Origin of the sequence: Mesobacillus jeotgali (assembly GCF_014856545.2) — a bacterium.
Lineage (GTDB): Bacteria > Bacillota > Bacilli > Bacillales > Cytobacillaceae > Mesobacillus.
This window is the reverse complement of sequence record NZ_CP109811.1, coordinates 4539413-4555191: the sequence shown is the minus strand read 5'-3', so window position 1 is coordinate 4555191 and position 15779 is coordinate 4539413. Positions and strand designations below refer to the sequence as shown.

Genomic DNA, 15779 nt, shown 5'->3' with positions numbered 1-15779 from the left:
AGGCACTTGTGCTTTTTAAGTAGAAGGGACTTTTCAAGGAAACGAGGAAATGGCATGAAAAACTGGATTGCTTCACTGTTAACTTTAGTATTAATCACCTCGGCAGCTGTCCCATCTTTTGCTTCCACTATCGACCTGCAAGCTGAGCCGGAACGTTACATAGTATTCTTTAATGACGAAATGGCCCTTGAAATGATTGAGGAAAATGGCGGGGAACTCGTTCAGTCTTATGCTTCAATTAAGGCGGCCACAGTAGTGATGGAACTAGCAAAGCTTGAGGAGCTACTTTCTCTTGGTAAGATTACCGGCTTTCAAAAAGAGAATAAGTTTGAATCAAGCGCACAAACCACCCCCTGGGGACACACGAATATCAGTCTTACTGCCAAAGTGCCATCTACTTTAACGGGGGCAGGGGTAAAAGTGGCCATTGTTGATACTGGAGTAGACTCCAGCCATCCCGACCTGTCTGTTAAAGAGGGAGTCTGTACGCTGGATGACTCTATCAGTGTGAATGCATGCAGTAAATCATACCTTGATGAAAATGGACATGGCACACATGTAGCGGGGATCATTGCTGCGAAAAACAATGATATTGGCATAGTCGGTGTCGCTCCTGGTGCGGAGATTTATGCAGTAAAAGCACTTGATGGCAATGGTGACGGCACAACCTCCACGATCATGGCCGGCATCGATTGGGCCATTCGCAAGGGTGTTCATATTATCAACATGAGTTTGACGACACCATATCCTGACATGGGAATTAAGGCGATGGTGGACAAGGCCAATGCAAATGGAATCATGGTCATCGCTGCGGCAGGGAATGAAGGGACTTTTTCAGGAAGTGAAGAAAACGTCGAGTATCCTGCGAAATTCCCTAGCGTTATCGCAGTAGCGTCAACTAAGTCAGATAATCGAAGATCATCTTCATCAGCAACAGGCCAGGAAATCGAGCTGTCGGCTCCAGGAGAAATGATTTACTCCACCATCCCAACAAGCCTTGTGAAATCAGGGTATGGTTCCATGAGCGGAACTTCGATGGCAGCTCCATTCGTTGCCGGTATGGCCGCGCTCTATAAAGAAAAATTTCCAGGCTATACGAATGATCAAATTCGTTCTCTTTTACAAAAAAACGCGAAGGATCTGGGCATGGCGGGAAGAGATCGTTTATATGGTTTCGGACTTGTCCAGACTGACAAGGTTCCTGTAGACCAGTCTCAGGCACCTATTACCTTTACCACTGGAGGGAAGGGTTCCCTCAAGCTTAATATGCAGCCTGTATTAGAGAAGTATCAAGCATATTCTGTCTATCGAGATGGCAGGTTAATCGCGAATAAAGCAACTTCCGCTTCGTTTGAGGATTATGGCAAAAGCGGATCAATAAAGTATACAATTTATCCATGGCTCAATGGAACCATGCTTAGGGATAAAGTAAATGAAACGATTGTATCGATTTCCAGTCCGGTGATTCCCGACCTCGATAACTCAGTATGGTACAGCCGGAACATGATGTACCTATATTCAGTGAATATACTAAAAGGGGACGCCTTCAACCAGCTGCATCCTGCAAATAATGTGACCCGGGCAGAAGCGATAGCCATGCTGGGCAGAGCGCTTGGGCTGAATGGCACACAAAGAGCGACAAGGTTCTCCGATGTACCGAGCAGCAGCTTCGCATCCGGATTTATACAATCAGCGTACGAACAAGGCATTATCAGCGGCCGGGCAGACAAAACCTTCCGCCCGAATGAATATGTATCACGCGCTGAAATGGCGATCATGCTGTCGAAAGCATACAAACTGCCAAACGCACCAACAGGAAGCTTCAGCGACGTCCCAGCAGGAATGGCCGGCTACCAGCAAATCTACAATCTAGCAGCAGCCAAAATCACAACAGGATACACAGACGGAACCTTCAAACCAAACGAAAAAATGCAAAGATCCACCTACTCCGTCTTCCTGTCCAAAGCCAACAATCCAGCACTAAAGTAAAGTATTAACGCACCGGGGGTCTGACCCCCGGTGCGTTAGTGTGTTAAAGCCCAACAATAAACAAAGGCGCACATGAAGTAATTCATGTGCGCCTTTTATTCTTCCAGGGGATAATCCCTCGCTTTCGACAAAAAAAGACACCGATTTACCAGATCGGTGTCAACAAATGGCTGATTGGCAGCCCAAAATAGATTACCAACCAAAATCTTAACTTATATAAGTTATAGCAAAAAATGTCGAACTTTGTCGAGGGGTAAAAGATGGTAACTCACAGGTACCAACAAAACCTACCTCGAAGTTCTTCATTAATTAAATACAATAATACCATCAGAACCAAGTATAATTACCCTTTCTACAAAACTGTAAACCGATTTTGCGAGATTTGTAATATAACCGTAAAATTTATAACATTCATATTCTGGTAAAATAGCCTCAATGAGGCAAAATACGATATTTTCTTCCAAAAAAATCAACGAGGCAGAGGTGTACTGATGAAGAAGTTCATATCCAAGCTAATCTTGGCAGCGCTAATACTATCGATGATCCCATTCCAAACAGCCATGGCAGCAACACAACAAGAACAAGTGGTAGAAATCGCACACAAATATATAGGAGTTCCATATCTTTATGGTGGAACAACGCCAAGCGGATTCGATTGCTCTGGATATATCGGTTATGTTTACGACCAAGTAGGCGTGGATATGCCAAGGATTTCTGCTGATCAATATAACGTCGGGAAAGCAGTTTCCAAATCAGAACTTCAACCAGGCGATCTAGTATTCTTCGAAAAAACATATAATAAAGCGGGAATTACCCATTCCGGGATATACATAGGCGACAATCAATTCCTAAGTGCAACGACAAGCAAGGGTATAAAAATAGACTCACTTGACAGCTCCTATTGGGGACCAAAATTCTATGGAGCAAAAAGAGTTTTGGAAGAAGTAAACCTTCAGCCAGGGGAATATCAGGATGTACCGCAGGATCATCTGGCATATGAAGCTGTACGTACGTTAAGCAACCAAAACGTCATTAAAGGCATTGACAATACGACTTTCCAGCCGGAACAGCCGGTAACAAGAGGACAAGCTGCAGCCATCATCAATCGTGTGCTAAAGCTGAAGCCTGCATCCCTTGACGGATTCAAGGATGTCTCGCCTAACTACCAATTCGCAGCTGATATCGCTGCAATCAAGGAAGCTGGAGTCATTAGCGGGTTTGCTGATGGAACATTCCGTCCAAACAACAATATGACAAAAGCAGAAATGGCAAAAATCGTCCAAAGAGCATTCAAGCTAAGCAACCATGGTATTCAAGCAGCAAGCGCACCGTATTCAGACGTTGCACCTGGCTATTGGGCATATGATGCAATTTTGACAATGCATAAAATCGACACAACGACAATCTTTAGCGGCAGCACATACGGCTCATCACTGAAAGCAACTCGTGCGACATTTGCCGCATCAATCTATAATTCTATCAACGCAAGATAAGCTGGGAAGATATTTCCCAGCTTTTTCTATAGGATTTTGTCTAAAAAAATAAGCAATATGACCGATATATAAAGTGAGAAACTTAATAGACAGTAGTTTTTGACCATTTTATAAAATATTCGAAAATTGTCTATTATAATTGTAAATAAATTGGTAGAATGAGAGAGAAAATTGTCAGAAAAATAGGCAAATTACATCTGGGGGTAAAAGAATGAGGAAGAAATTTGGTGTGCTCGCCTTGACTTTCGGGTTGACAGTGAGCAGTTTATTGTCGTATCAGCAGCCAAAGGCTTATGCACAGGACGATATTACAGGCAGTGCCTTAGAGACAGAAATGCGCGCGATGATTGCTGAAAAAGTGATCCAAGGGTATGGAGAAGGCGTCTATAAACCGAATCTTAATGTGAGCCGCGGACAGTTTGCGACATTTATTTCACGGGCACTTAAATTACCTGAAGGTCCGCATGTGTTTTCTGATGTCCCGCTATCATCTGGTCTAGCACATGGCATTAACAGTGCCACAGCAGCGGGTATTATCATGGGATACACACCTACAACCTTCGGGCCAAATGAGCAGATCTCAAGAGAACAGGCAGCGGCGATGATAGACCGAGCGTTTAATTACATGCAAATTTCTCGTGAAGACGCAGTGTTGAATTTTTCCGATGCAAATGAAATCAACAGCAATTTCAAAATGGCTGTCGCTAAAAACTCAAGGGATGGTTTGATAAAGGGTCTTTCAAATGGCGATGGTACATACAAGTTCTTGCCTAAAAAGACGGCAACTCGCCAGGAAGCAGCTGCTTTTATCTATCGTATGCTAAACAAAATGGAAGAAGCACAAATTCCTGAAGAACCAGGTGAAGCAGGAGCAGCGGGTTATAAAGTGGCTACTATCCAGTCAAATGGTGAACTAGTTTACAGCTCTAAAACTTATTCAAGCTTTGATGCAGCTAAAACAGCAGCAACAGCAAATAACCAGGTAGTAACCGTTAATGAGCAAATAGTAGAAATGAATGCTGGACTGGTTTGGTCAAAGCCTGTTCTTGGCAAAGCATTGACTTATATATACAAAGATTCTAGTTTATCATCTTCATTTACGTACCTGCCAGCTGGACAGGAAATGAAATACGTGGATGCTACAGAGAATTATGTAAAAGTAATTCTTGCGGGCAAAACAGTCTACGTCAAGCATGAAGAGGTTTCGATGGTTCCTTTACAACTAATCGAAGGCAGAAACTACTATTCTGTTAACTCTAAGGGTGAATTAGTCCACTCGATCTTTGACCCTGTAAAAAAATCATATGTATCCTATACAATGGGATTTGCACCTAGCTTCATGGCTCAAGGTCAGAATTATTATAGCTGGGATGGCGGCCAGTTCATGAATACGACTGGAAACGTAGTGGGAACTGCTTATCAGTATTTCAACTATTTACCGGCCCGTACTGAAACTGTATACACTGCCGAAGAGTTAAATAGGTATATTGATAGTGTCCTAGCTGAAAAAGAGGCGCTATTCACATCGAATCCAACAACTTTCGCAAGATATAAGAACGCTACAACAGCGAGCAAAATCAAAGGGCTTGGAGCATACCTGAAAGAAGCAGAAGTGAAGCATAATATCAATGCCTTGCTTATTCTTGGAATGGCCATGCATGAAAGTGACTTTGGCATGAGCAAATATGCATTGGAGCGGAATAACCTGTTCGGAATTAAAGCGTATGACAGCAACACAGATCTTGCTGAACAATTTACTACACCAAATGAAGCCATTGATGCTCTTGCAGATCGATACTTGAACAAGAACTACATCAATCCTGTCGGTTCACACGCTAACGGCGCTGCCACAGGAAACAAGGCTCGCGGATTTAACGTTAAATACGCTTCAGATCCATTCTGGGGACAAAAAATTGCCGGTCATATGCATAGAGTCGACATGTTCTTAGGGAAAAAAGACCGTGGCGCAAGTGCATATCGTATCGGCCAAACAACAGTCGATGGAGTAAACGCAAGAGTAAATCCTGGAACAGAATCAGCATTAGTATATGCAAATAAAAACACAGGATCACCAGTAGCAATCCTAGGATCCGTCAAGCACACAGACAACTACGAATGGCTCAAGATCATGTCAGACGCAGCAGCGCAGAACGAAGTCTACATCCGCTCCGACCTGATCACAGACCTGCCAATCGTAAAATAAACTTCAACACAGTAAAGCGGTGGGGGTCTGACCCCCACCGCTTTACTGTGTTAAAATCTTGTTGAATAAACTAGCTGTATCGATGGGAGGATTCTTCATTGGAAAAGGAGTTCATGGGGCAGGTAAATGAGTTCAGGCTCTGGGCGAGTAAACACACACGAACGGCACCTGCTGGTGAGTGGGAGACGGAGTATCTCCGCTGGGAATCCATTTATCAGGATTCTGCTGAATTGGTCGCTGGTATCCCAGTAAGTCAATGGGACCATGATATACTGGATAACTTCCTCTATATCCTCGCTCGGGATAATGAATGTGAAAATATCTTAGAACTCCTCATTCAACATCCAGAACAGCTGATAGCCATTGCTCGCCATGCGGTAACTTATGAAGACCCTGATACAAGATGGCAGATTGCATTTGGACTTGGTGAAATTGCATCAAATAACGAGGAAACCCGTAACCTAATCAGACAGTTTGTGAAGGATGAACATGAGTATGTAAGAAGAAGAGCTTCTATGGCCTGGGAGAAAAAATGGCCTATTTAGATCGCGTCAAAAAAGTGTACACATCAACACATTAAAGCGGTGGGGGTCAGACCCCCACCGCTTTAATGTGTTAAAAGAAACAAATATCAATATCAAGCTGATTTCTTCTTACGCAATATCCCGAGCAGCTGCCTGAAGCCTTCTCGGTAGAAGAAGTAAATTCCAGCTGCATAAAGCACTACACCGAGCGGCACTAAAATGCCTAGCTGAATGAGCGAGTACAGTTCGGAAATCGTTGTAAACTGTTTGATCAAATAAATTGGAATTGCCATGATCAGAGTCGGCAGGATGACTCTTGCAAACAGCTTGGCCAGCCTTAATCGCTCTTCTCGGTCAAAATCCTTATAGACGACAAACGTCGAAACTCCCAAATAGTAAATCGAAACGAGTGAGCTCGTCAGCGCGAGCCCTGGATATCCGAACGGCCCAACGAGAATCCAGTTGAAGACAAGGTTCAATACAATCGTCGTAATACTGATCCTCAGCACAATCGCTGTTTTGCCCCGGGCGTACATCGATTTGGAAACAATGTACTGCAAGCCCTGAGTAACAATCAAAGGAATATAATAAACAAGTGCAATATACGTATTCTGTGTATCCTCCGCCGTAAAGCGACCACGCTCGTATACAAACGAAATGGCTTCCTTACCAACGAGCAGCAGGCCAACCGCAATCGGCAGCAATGTAACAAGCGTGATCTGCATGCCCATGAATACAGTGCCCTGGAACTTTTTGTGGTTGTCCACCTGTTCAGACAATAAGGTAAAAATGATCGCCGCCACGGTTGTCGCATAAATCGCCTGTGGGATGCTCACCAGCAAGGAGGCATTGTTCAAGTAGGTAACAGCACCGCTCACCTCGGTACCCGAAGCAAACGACTTGTTCACGAACATATTGATCTGCCCAACAACCGAATTCAGCAATGCCGGCGCCAGCAGAACAAGGAAAGCCATGCCGAATTCTTTCTCTACCTTAACAGTTGGCTGCCACTTATACCCATTCTTAAAAAGGAAAAAGAACTGGATAACCATTCCGAGGAAGGTTCCGAAAATAAAACCGTATGCCAAGCTGTAGATTCCCCATTGATCGGAGAACAACAGCGCAAAAACGGCACCCATCAAGGTTGCCAGCAATTTAGAAACCTGCGTAGGCACAAACACCCGACGTCCCTGTAAATAAGACTCGAGAATCCCGTTGACCGCAATCAAACTCATGAACAGGAAAAAGAACTGAGTGATTTCAACGGCTACTTCTTCTGTCGTCTCCGTCATATTGCCATAAATCAACGGAACAATATAAGGAACTAGGAAGTAACCCGCGATGGTCACTCCAAGGAATACTAAAAAAGTGCCGTTCAAAATGCCGTTCGCATTCCGCTCCGTCTCCTCCGGGCTTTCCTTCCGCTTTTGCACGTACATTGGAAGGAATACATTATTGAACCCGCCGGAAATCATCGCCACTACGAGCGTAATAAAAGAAAAAGCCAGCAAATATCCGTCTGTATAGTGGTTCGCCCCGAACTCTTTGGCAATGATACTTTCCCGCAAAAAACCTGACAGCTTAAGGACCAGAGCCAGGAGGGTGATCCAAATGGCCGTTTTTTTCAATCCTGCCATATCATTTCAGTCACTTTCTATAAAAGAATTTTCATCAAAGCTCTACCCAAAAACAGCCTAAATAAAAGTAAGGCGAAACAATGCCGCCTTACTTCTTTCAAACTATATCATATCAGTAATCCTGCTCACAAAAAACTATTTACGGCCTAAAGCGCTCAAATAGATTTCTTCATATTTCTCAGCAGCCGCAAGATGAGAGTATTCCTCTTCAATCTTCTGACGAGCCTTGGCGGCAAATTCCTCACCTTTTTCAGGATTCTTTAATAAGAAAATGATCGCTTCCGCAAGTTCCTGGACGTTCTTCTCCTCAACGAGCAGGCCATCTTCTTTATCCTCGATGATTTCCTTCAGGCCGCCAACTGCACAGGCGACCAGCGGTGAACCCGAACCCATCGCTTCAAGCGCGGAAATCGAAGTCGCTTCCTCAACACCGGCAGAGTGGACACTCGGCACAAGCGCGACATCGGCAAGCGCATAGTAATCTTTAACCTTGTCATGTGCCACAGCACCAAGCAGGTCAACCCTGTCTTCAAGTCCATTTTCAGCAACAATTTTCTTGATTTCTGACAACGCTTCGCCGCTTCCTGCATAGATTAACCTTGTGTTTGGAAATTCCTTCAGCACGGCAGGCATGGCTAGCGCCGGATAGATGACCCCATTCTTTTTCGTCAAACGGCGCGGCACGAACAATATATTTTCATCACGGGAGACACCGTACTGATCACGAAGCGCATTTTTTCTATCCTTATCAGGCTTGAAGCTGTGGATATCGATAAAGTTGCGGATCGCGAATCCGTCAACACCAGATACATCCTTAACATATTGTTTCAGGCGCTGGTCAACCGTAATGATCTTACGGGTATTTTGGTATGCCTTGATTTCGATTTCCTGCATTTCGTTTGCTTCCGGACTGCCTTCATCAATTGAACCTTTGCTGACAGCCTCAAAAGCCATGTAACCATGGACAGTCGAAACAACAGGAATTCCCGTTTCCAGCGCAGCCAGGGTAGTGAAAGGATCCTGGGCATTGATGATGTCATAATTCTTGTTCTTGTTTTTTAAAATAAGAGCCTTCAGCAGGTTCTTTCGCGCATAGTGGCTCCAAAGGATTCCGCGGCCCTTTTTCACTTTGTTGATCACAAAGCTCGGTCCCTGTGCGTACATTTTGCGGACTACTGGCGCCACATCCGTGAATGAAAGGACATCCACTTCATGTCCGCGCTCCTCAAGTCCCGCCTTTAATGTCGCAACGTGAGTCGATAGCCCGCCAGCGTGCGGGTAGTCATAAGCGGTGGCAATAAGAATTTTCATAATTGCACCTCCTGGGTTATTTTGACGATGAAAAATAGTTCTAGAAGTATCTATCTATAAAAAATCCCTACTATATATACAGGTCAATATACACAGTATTTCCAGGGCTTTTTCACATCATGTTATTTGCAAATTGAATCAGCAGAACCGACACTGAATGTTACCAACCAGCAGAGCCGGTCGGGGAACACTAGAACTGCCTCTAAGTCGCGATGGTAAAAACTTAACAAGGTGCGACACAAGAACCGTCCCCATGTCTCGCATGTCTCGGTCTCATTACTTACCAAAGTTCTCCTTCAACAAATCAACATTCCGAACGGCTTCGACGCGCATCTCAGCGGCATTGCCTTCAACGATCTTGCTGTATTTTTCCCTGTTGTCGAGGAGCTCTAACCCGTTCTTAGTTAATTCTTCGACGTTCATTTCTTCGAGCACGGCGGAGAATTGCCACATGCCGCTGCGCTTGAGCAGGCTTTCGACCTTTTTGTCATAGCTTAACCCAATATGCGGCACGCCTGTCAGCGTGGAGAAAATTAATGCGTGCAATCTCATGCCGATCGTGATCTGGCATTCGCCGATGAAGTTCAAGTATTGATTAGGTGTGAAATTCGTTCCAAGGATATGGCACTTATCAGCATGCTTCATATGCTTCAATACATTTTTGCTGGCCGTGTCGTCGTGATGGCCTTCCATCGGCACGAACACCGGCGTGATATCGCGGGCTTCGATCCAGTGATCGAGAATTTCAGCAATCTGCTCAAATTGCTTTACTTTTTCAAACCACGGACGGACAGAAACGGCAACAAGGTTATCCTTACGCTCTAACTGAAGGCTGTCCATTGCAGCTGTGTCCTTTTTCGGATGAAAAGCGAACACGATATCCGAAGTCACAACCGTCTCAGGGCGCTTAACACCCAATTTATGAAGCAGGTCCTTTGAGAACTGATCACGTACCGTCACGAAGTCTGCCATATTGGCAAAAACCTTCATCAAAATCTTGCCCCATGTTGAGTTTACTGGGCCAATCCCCTGGGAAAAGAACATGACCTTCGTCCCGACTAGCTTGGCCAAAAAGACAATCAACAAATAATACGGAAGGGGACCGAAAATAAAGCGGGTAGGATATGTATCCTGCAGCAAACCGCCGCCGCCCGAAATCAGCAGGTCAGCTTCCTTCAAAGCCTTGACCTTACCTTTAAAATCATGGCGCCAGCCGCGGTATACGGTTTTGACATTATGTTCCTTTGCTGTCTGTTCCGGTGATAAAGAGAATACGGTAATTTCTGGCTGGTCCAAATGCTCGCGCAAGTTATCGACAATGGATTCAAGTATGGCTTCGTCACCAGTATTACCGAGACCATAAAATCCTGAGATGACAATTTTCAAAGAAGTTGCTCCTCCTTAATATAGAAAGTATTGCGTTGGTAAAACATAAGCGTAATAAGCTGTAAAAAAAAGAAGGTGCCGAACGAAAATCGAAGCACCCAAAAGCTAAACAATATTTTAACATTATAACCGAAACCATTCAATGTTCAAGGGTGCATGGTTTGACAAGATTTGATATACTATGTTAGAAATTAAAGCTAGATTGATCAGAAAATCACAATAAATACCTATAATTAACTGCCTTAAAAAGAGAGGTCCTTTTAATGAAAAAGATTTGTGTCATTGGATTAGGTTATATCGGACTGCCAACCGCTGCGATCTTTGCAAGAGCCGGCTATGATATTGTCGGAGTCGATGTCAGCGAACGTGTAGTGAACTCTTTAAATAATGGAAATGTAACAATTGAAGAAGTCGGGCTACCTGAGCTCGTTAAAGAAGCCGTTGAAAAAGGCAAGCTTCGCGCATCCCTCACACCTGAGGAAGCAGACGTATTCATCATCGCGGTGCCAACGCCAATTCACCACGATTACACGGCGAATGTCGATTACGTCATCAACGCAACGAAGGCGATCGTTCCTTTCGTTAAAAAAGGCGATGTTGTCATTGTCGAATCGACCATCCCGCCAAGAACGATGGACGATGTCGTCGCGCCAATCCTTCAAGAAGCAGGACATGACGTGCAAAACGACATTTTCCTTGCACACTGCCCTGAGCGCGTGCTTCCAGGCCGCATCTTAATCGAGTTAATCGAAAACACTCGTATTGTCGGCGGAACAACTCCTGTCGCTGCTAAAAAGGCTGCAGACGTATACCGCGCGATCGTAACAGGTGACGTGATCGAAACGGAAGCCCTCACAGCGGAAATGTCCAAATTGATGGAAAACACATTCCGTGATGTGAACATAGCGCTTGCAAATGAACTTGCTAAAATCAGTGCGAAATTAGGCGTCAATGCCCACGACGTGATCGAGCTTGCCAACAAGCATCCGCGCGTCAATATCCACCAGCCTGGACCAGGGGTAGGCGGACACTGCCTGGCAGTTGACCCATATTTCATCGTTGAAAAAGCACGAAACGAATCTGTGCTGATCAAGCTGTCACGTGATATCAATAATTCAATGCCAGAATTCGTAACAGAAAAAATCGAAGAACTGACGGTCCAGATTGAAAAGCCGAAAATTGCTGTCCTGGGCTTAACTTACAAAGGAAACATCGATGACGTGCGTGAGAGTCCTGCAATCGAGATCTATCAATTGCTGGCCCGCAACCCGCGTTTCGAAACAGTGGCACATGACCCGCATGTCCAGCAGGATCAGGTGACATTCCCGCTTCTTTCATTAGAGGATGCGTTGAATGAAGCCCATGTTGCCGTTGTTTTGGCTGACCACAACGAATTCAAGACGCTAGACAGCAAACTTGTCGCTTCCAAAATGAAGACACCAGTCGTCTTCGATACGAAGAACTGCACAAACCTTGATAACGATTATGTTACTTTATACAGAATCGGTGATTTGTCAGGACTGAAACCAATCCAGCTCTAAGAGGGTTTGATACTTGCCATGAAAAAAGAAAATTACCTGGGCGTCGATGTTTCGCCTTATAATTACGAAGAAATCATTGCAGACCTGCGTGAACGAATGAAGGCAGGCCTGCAATCCACGATTATCGCAGTCAACCCTGAGAAGGTCATGGCCGCTGAAAAAAATGAAGAGCTTCGCCAACTGATCAACTCATCCACCTACCAGATCCCAGATGGGGTAGGAATTTTGCTTGCCTCGAAAATGAAGGGCGGCAACATCTCCTCCCGTGTGACTGGTGTCGATATGATGGACAGGCTGATCCGCTTTGCCGCTGAGGAGAACCACAAGGTCTTCCTATACGGCGCAAAAGAAGAAGTCGTCACAACAGCAAAGCAAAAGCTTGAAGAAAAATACCCTGGCCTGGTGATTTCCGGCTATGAAAATGGGTATGAAAAAGATAATGACAAGATTGTTGATAAAATCAACGCTTCAGAAGCTGAATTGCTGTTTGTCGCGATGGGCAGCCCGAAGCAGGAGCTGTGGATCCGCGAGAACATGGGGAAGCTGAACGTAAAAGTATTCCAGGGAGTCGGCGGAAGCTTTGACGTCTTTTCAGGAAAAGTCCAGCGCGCACCCTTATTTTTCCGCAAGCTCGGCATCGAGTGGCTGTACCGCCTGTTAAAAGAACCAAAACGTTTCAAGCGCCAGCTCGCATTGCCAAAATTCCTGGCAAGGATCCTCAGCGCAAAATAATACAGAACGAAAATAAAGGCTTGAACTAACTATTCAAGCCTTTTAAATTGCCCGAAATTGGAAAAACTACTTTAAACATGAACAAAACCTGTTTATAATTTAAAAAGTCAGACAAAATTCGTCAAAAAACATGAACTTATATCATCTATGTCGATTAAGCACGAGAAAGGAATTTTCGAATGAACTCGATAACCTGGAGAGATTTTCCGTTCATCTTCATTGCCCTGCCGGTTCTCGTAGTGGCTTTGTTATTCCCTGGTACCATCACTGGACTTGGGGCAGCAGCAATTTTAGCATTATATGCACTTATATCACCTAAAAATGGACTCTTAATGCTTCTTTTGTATTTCCCGACAAGACCATTTTTAATCGAGATCAACCCCTCACTAAAAATAGTCGGGGATCTCATCATCCTGGCCGGGTTCGCGAATGTAGCATTCACGGCAATTCGCACCGGCAACTTCAAAAGTCTGTTCAAGTTCCAAATCTTCGAGTGGGCCTTCTTCGGCTTCCTTGCAGTCGGAGCCATTTCAGCCTTCATCACAGGCGTGGAACCTGGAGTCATCATTTTCCAAGTTCGCGCATTCGTTATTACTTATATTGTTTACTACGTTGTAAAACGTCTTGATATCACAAAGGAAGACATCCTAAAATTCCTTTGGACAACCTTCATGATGGCGATACTTCTCAGCCTTCATGGGCTAGTCGAAAAAATGTCGCTTCGATCCTATCTTATGCCGGAAAAATGGGTCGGTCGTTCGCTTTCCTATAATAACCGCGTCCGCATCTACGGACTGATTGATAACCCGAATGTGCTGGCAGTATATCTATCATTGGCTGTCATGCTTACGATCTATCTAAAGCAATTTGTCGCCGGCAAAACAAAACTCATCCTCAATATCGGGATGATCCTGATGTTTGGAGTCATTACTCTTACTTACTCAAGGGGAACATGGATCGGTTTTGTCATCGCCCTGGCCGTTTACCTGGCTGTTTCAAAAAACTGGCAGCGCACAGGCAAACTTTTTGTTGCCGCAGTTCTGTCGATCATATTGATAAACATTCCAGTGACACAGGCGACGAACTATTTTAAAAACGCTGGAGTTGGAGAAAATATTCAACGCAATGTAACACCTGAAGATCCAGGACAAGAAGACCAGCCTTCTGATGAAGAACGACGCATGAGAGAAACCTTTGAAATGTCCACAGTTGAGCTAAGTAAAACAACCGGACGTTTGTTCATCGTCAATAAAGGCTTTGAAATCTTTAAAGATCACCCCGTAATCGGTACGGGTTTCGCCACATTCGGTGATTCCGCGGCAAAAGGCAATGGATCGCCAATCTACGAAGAATATGGAATTGGACACAATATCTATTCTGATAATCAATATATCCAGATCATCGCCCAAACAGGGGCTGCAGGTGTCATCCTGTTTGCCGTATTCCTTCTCGGAATGCTCTTCTTCCTCTGGAAAAAGCGAAAAGACACCAGCCAGGCAACAGCTGTGCTTGCTGTCCTGATCGGTGTCTATGTCGTAGGCGTTCTCTACAATATCTGGGAAGACAAGACATTCACAACTTATTTCTTTATGATGCTCGCAGCCATCACGCACGGCATCAATTATAAAGGGTGGGGAAAAAATGAAAGTCCTTCATCTCATTAGCGGCGGAGAAACAGGTGGTTCCAAAAACCACCTGCTTTCTTTATTGAAGAACCTGAAAGATACGGAAGTCCTGCTCGGAGTTTTCCAGGAAGGGAAACTATCAGAAGAAGCAAGGCAAATGGGGATCCCGGTCATCGTGTACGGCCAGTCATCCCGCTACGATTTTTCTGTCATCAGCAAAATCAAGCAAACAATCAAAGACAATCAGATTTCGATTGTCCATACACATGGCCCGCGCGCCAATTTATTCACCTATTTCGTACGCCAAACCATTCCATTCAAATGGATCAGCACCATTCACAGCGACCCATCCCAGGATTTCATCAAAGGCGGCATCAAGGGAAAGATTTTCACGACAATCAATATGACGGTCATCAAGAAGATCGACCATTTTTTCGCTGTTTCCGAACGCTTCAAACAAATGCTCGTCGGCTTCGGACTTCGTGCTGAAAAAATCACCACGGTTTATAACGGCATTTCCTTTGATGAAAAGCTGCAGTGCAAGCTGCCACGGGTAGACCTTCAACTAAAAGAAGATGATTTTGTCATCTGCATGGTCGCAAGGCTGCATCCGATCAAAGGACACACCGTCGTGTTTGAAGCACTGAAAAAAGTTTTGGCAACAAAACCAAACGTAAAACTTCTGCTCATCGGCGATGGTCCGGAAAGGGAAGACCTCGAACGCGAAGTCCGAGACAAGGGTTTAACAGAAAACGTCCGCTTCCTTGGTTTTCAGCAGGATGTCCATTCCTATCTGTGCCTTTCAGATGTAAAACTGCTCGCTTCATATAGCGAAAGCTTCCCGCTCGTCATCCTTGAAGCAGCCCGCGCGCATACACCGGTCATCTCCACAGATGTCGGCGGAGTGAAGGATCTTATTTCCGATCCATCATTAGGCTGGGTCGTTCCAATCAAAGACTCAGCAGCACTGGCAGGAGCCGTTACCGAAGCAATCAATACAACGAACCTTCCTGAACTCGGGAATAATCTGTACGAAAAAGCATCCAGGCTCTATTCCATCGACCAGCTGGCAAAAAGCACAGAAAAAACTTATAAAAAAATTTAAGCATACTCCCAAAGATTCACTCATAGTTATATCTTTGTGGGCCAAAAACATGTAGGGAACCCTGCATGTTTTTTGTTTGGGCAGAAGTTACTTGTGTGAAAAGTTCGAAAAATTACATAGTAAATTTTTCGGTAATATCCTGAAACTTATTCCCTGTGCCTTCCGTCTTAGTAAGTGGAAATAATTACTATGAAGTTTTCGCAATATTCTTCCATGGTAAATCTTCCAAAAAT

Annotated in this window: 11 protein-coding genes; 8 read left to right on the top strand and 3 right to left on the bottom strand. The window is 44.6% G+C overall.

The window, feature by feature from the left end; translation table 11 throughout:
• Positions 1-54 precede the first annotated feature (54 nt).
• The 4 genes from FOF60_RS23015 (at position 55) to FOF60_RS23000 (ending at position 6230) form a co-directional block, all read left to right on the top strand.
• On the top strand, positions 55-1989 hold the full coding sequence (locus FOF60_RS23015) for a S8 family serine peptidase (protein WP_192471894.1): 1935 nt from the start codon (positions 55-57) through the stop codon (positions 1987-1989).
• Positions 1990-2480: 491 nt separating this feature from the next.
• Positions 2481-3482: a C40 family peptidase gene (locus FOF60_RS23010; protein WP_192471895.1), complete on the top strand. Its 1002-nt coding sequence runs from the start codon at positions 2481-2483 to the stop codon at positions 3480-3482.
• 211 nt (positions 3483-3693) lie between these two features.
• Positions 3694-5685: an S-layer homology domain-containing protein gene (locus FOF60_RS23005; protein ID WP_192471896.1), complete on the top strand. Its 1992-nt coding sequence runs from the start codon at positions 3694-3696 to the stop codon at positions 5683-5685.
• A 98-nt stretch (positions 5686-5783) separates the two neighbouring features.
• Positions 5784-6230 (top strand): HEAT repeat domain-containing protein, encoded by a 447-nt coding sequence (locus FOF60_RS23000; RefSeq protein ID WP_192471897.1) that lies wholly within the window; start codon positions 5784-5786, stop codon positions 6228-6230.
• A gap of 92 nt (positions 6231-6322) precedes the next feature.
• Here FOF60_RS23000 and murJ read toward each other — a convergent pair whose 3' ends face one another.
• From murJ to csaB, 3 genes are all read right to left on the bottom strand, one after another.
• Positions 6323-7846 (bottom strand): murein biosynthesis integral membrane protein MurJ, encoded by a 1524-nt coding sequence (gene murJ / locus FOF60_RS22995; protein WP_192471898.1) that lies wholly within the window; start codon positions 7844-7846, stop codon positions 6323-6325.
• A 135-nt stretch (positions 7847-7981) separates the two neighbouring features.
• Complete coding sequence (locus FOF60_RS22990) at positions 7982-9157, bottom strand: glycosyltransferase family 4 protein (protein WP_192471899.1); 1176 nt, start codon at positions 9155-9157, stop codon at positions 7982-7984.
• A 276-nt stretch (positions 9158-9433) separates the two neighbouring features.
• Positions 9434-10543, bottom strand: a complete 1110-nt coding sequence (csaB, locus tag FOF60_RS22985) for a polysaccharide pyruvyl transferase CsaB (protein ID WP_192471900.1) — start codon at positions 10541-10543, stop codon at positions 9434-9436.
• A 263-nt stretch (positions 10544-10806) separates the two neighbouring features.
• Here csaB and FOF60_RS22980 point away from each other — a divergent pair, with 263 nt between their 5' ends.
• From FOF60_RS22980 to FOF60_RS22965, 4 genes are all read left to right on the top strand, one after another.
• Positions 10807-12084 carry a nucleotide sugar dehydrogenase gene (locus FOF60_RS22980; RefSeq protein WP_192471901.1) on the top strand — a complete coding sequence of 426 codons (1278 nt, stop codon included), beginning with the start codon at positions 10807-10809 and terminating at the stop codon, positions 12082-12084.
• Positions 12085-12102: 18 nt separating this feature from the next.
• On the top strand, positions 12103-12816 hold the full coding sequence (locus tag FOF60_RS22975; RefSeq protein WP_192471902.1) for a WecB/TagA/CpsF family glycosyltransferase: 714 nt from the start codon (positions 12103-12105) through the stop codon (positions 12814-12816).
• A 179-nt stretch (positions 12817-12995) separates the two neighbouring features.
• Positions 12996-14480 carry an O-antigen ligase family protein gene (locus tag FOF60_RS22970; RefSeq protein ID WP_192471903.1) on the top strand — a complete coding sequence of 495 codons (1485 nt, stop codon included), beginning with the start codon at positions 12996-12998 and terminating at the stop codon, positions 14478-14480.
• Positions 14458-15546: a glycosyltransferase family 4 protein gene (locus FOF60_RS22965; RefSeq protein WP_192471904.1), complete on the top strand. Its 1089-nt coding sequence runs from the start codon at positions 14458-14460 to the stop codon at positions 15544-15546. The genes FOF60_RS22970 and FOF60_RS22965 overlap by 23 nt, the downstream gene beginning before the upstream one ends.
• Positions 15547-15779: the final 233 nt, after the last annotated feature.

Excerpts from the sequence above, each read along its gene's own strand:
- FOF60_RS23015 (WP_192471894.1), top strand. The coding sequence starts at position 55 with ATGAAAAACTGGATTGCTTCACTGTTAACTTTAGTATTAATCACCTCG.
- FOF60_RS23010 (WP_192471895.1), top strand. The coding sequence starts at position 2,481 with ATGAAGAAGTTCATATCCAAGCTAATCTTGGCAGCGCTAATACTATCG.
- FOF60_RS23005 (WP_192471896.1), top strand. The coding sequence starts at position 3,694 with ATGAGGAAGAAATTTGGTGTGCTCGCCTTGACTTTCGGGTTGACAGTG.
- murJ (WP_192471898.1), bottom strand. The coding sequence starts at position 7,846 with ATGGCAGGATTGAAAAAAACGGCCATTTGGATCACCCTCCTGGCTCTG.
- FOF60_RS22990 (WP_192471899.1), bottom strand. The coding sequence starts at position 9,157 with ATGAAAATTCTTATTGCCACCGCTTATGACTACCCGCACGCTGGCGGG.
- FOF60_RS22980 (WP_192471901.1), top strand. The coding sequence starts at position 10,807 with ATGAAAAAGATTTGTGTCATTGGATTAGGTTATATCGGACTGCCAACC.
- FOF60_RS22975 (WP_192471902.1), top strand. The coding sequence starts at position 12,103 with ATGAAAAAAGAAAATTACCTGGGCGTCGATGTTTCGCCTTATAATTAC.
- FOF60_RS22970 (WP_192471903.1), top strand. The coding sequence starts at position 12,996 with ATGAACTCGATAACCTGGAGAGATTTTCCGTTCATCTTCATTGCCCTG.
- FOF60_RS22965 (WP_192471904.1), top strand. The coding sequence starts at position 14,458 with ATGAAAGTCCTTCATCTCATTAGCGGCGGAGAAACAGGTGGTTCCAAA.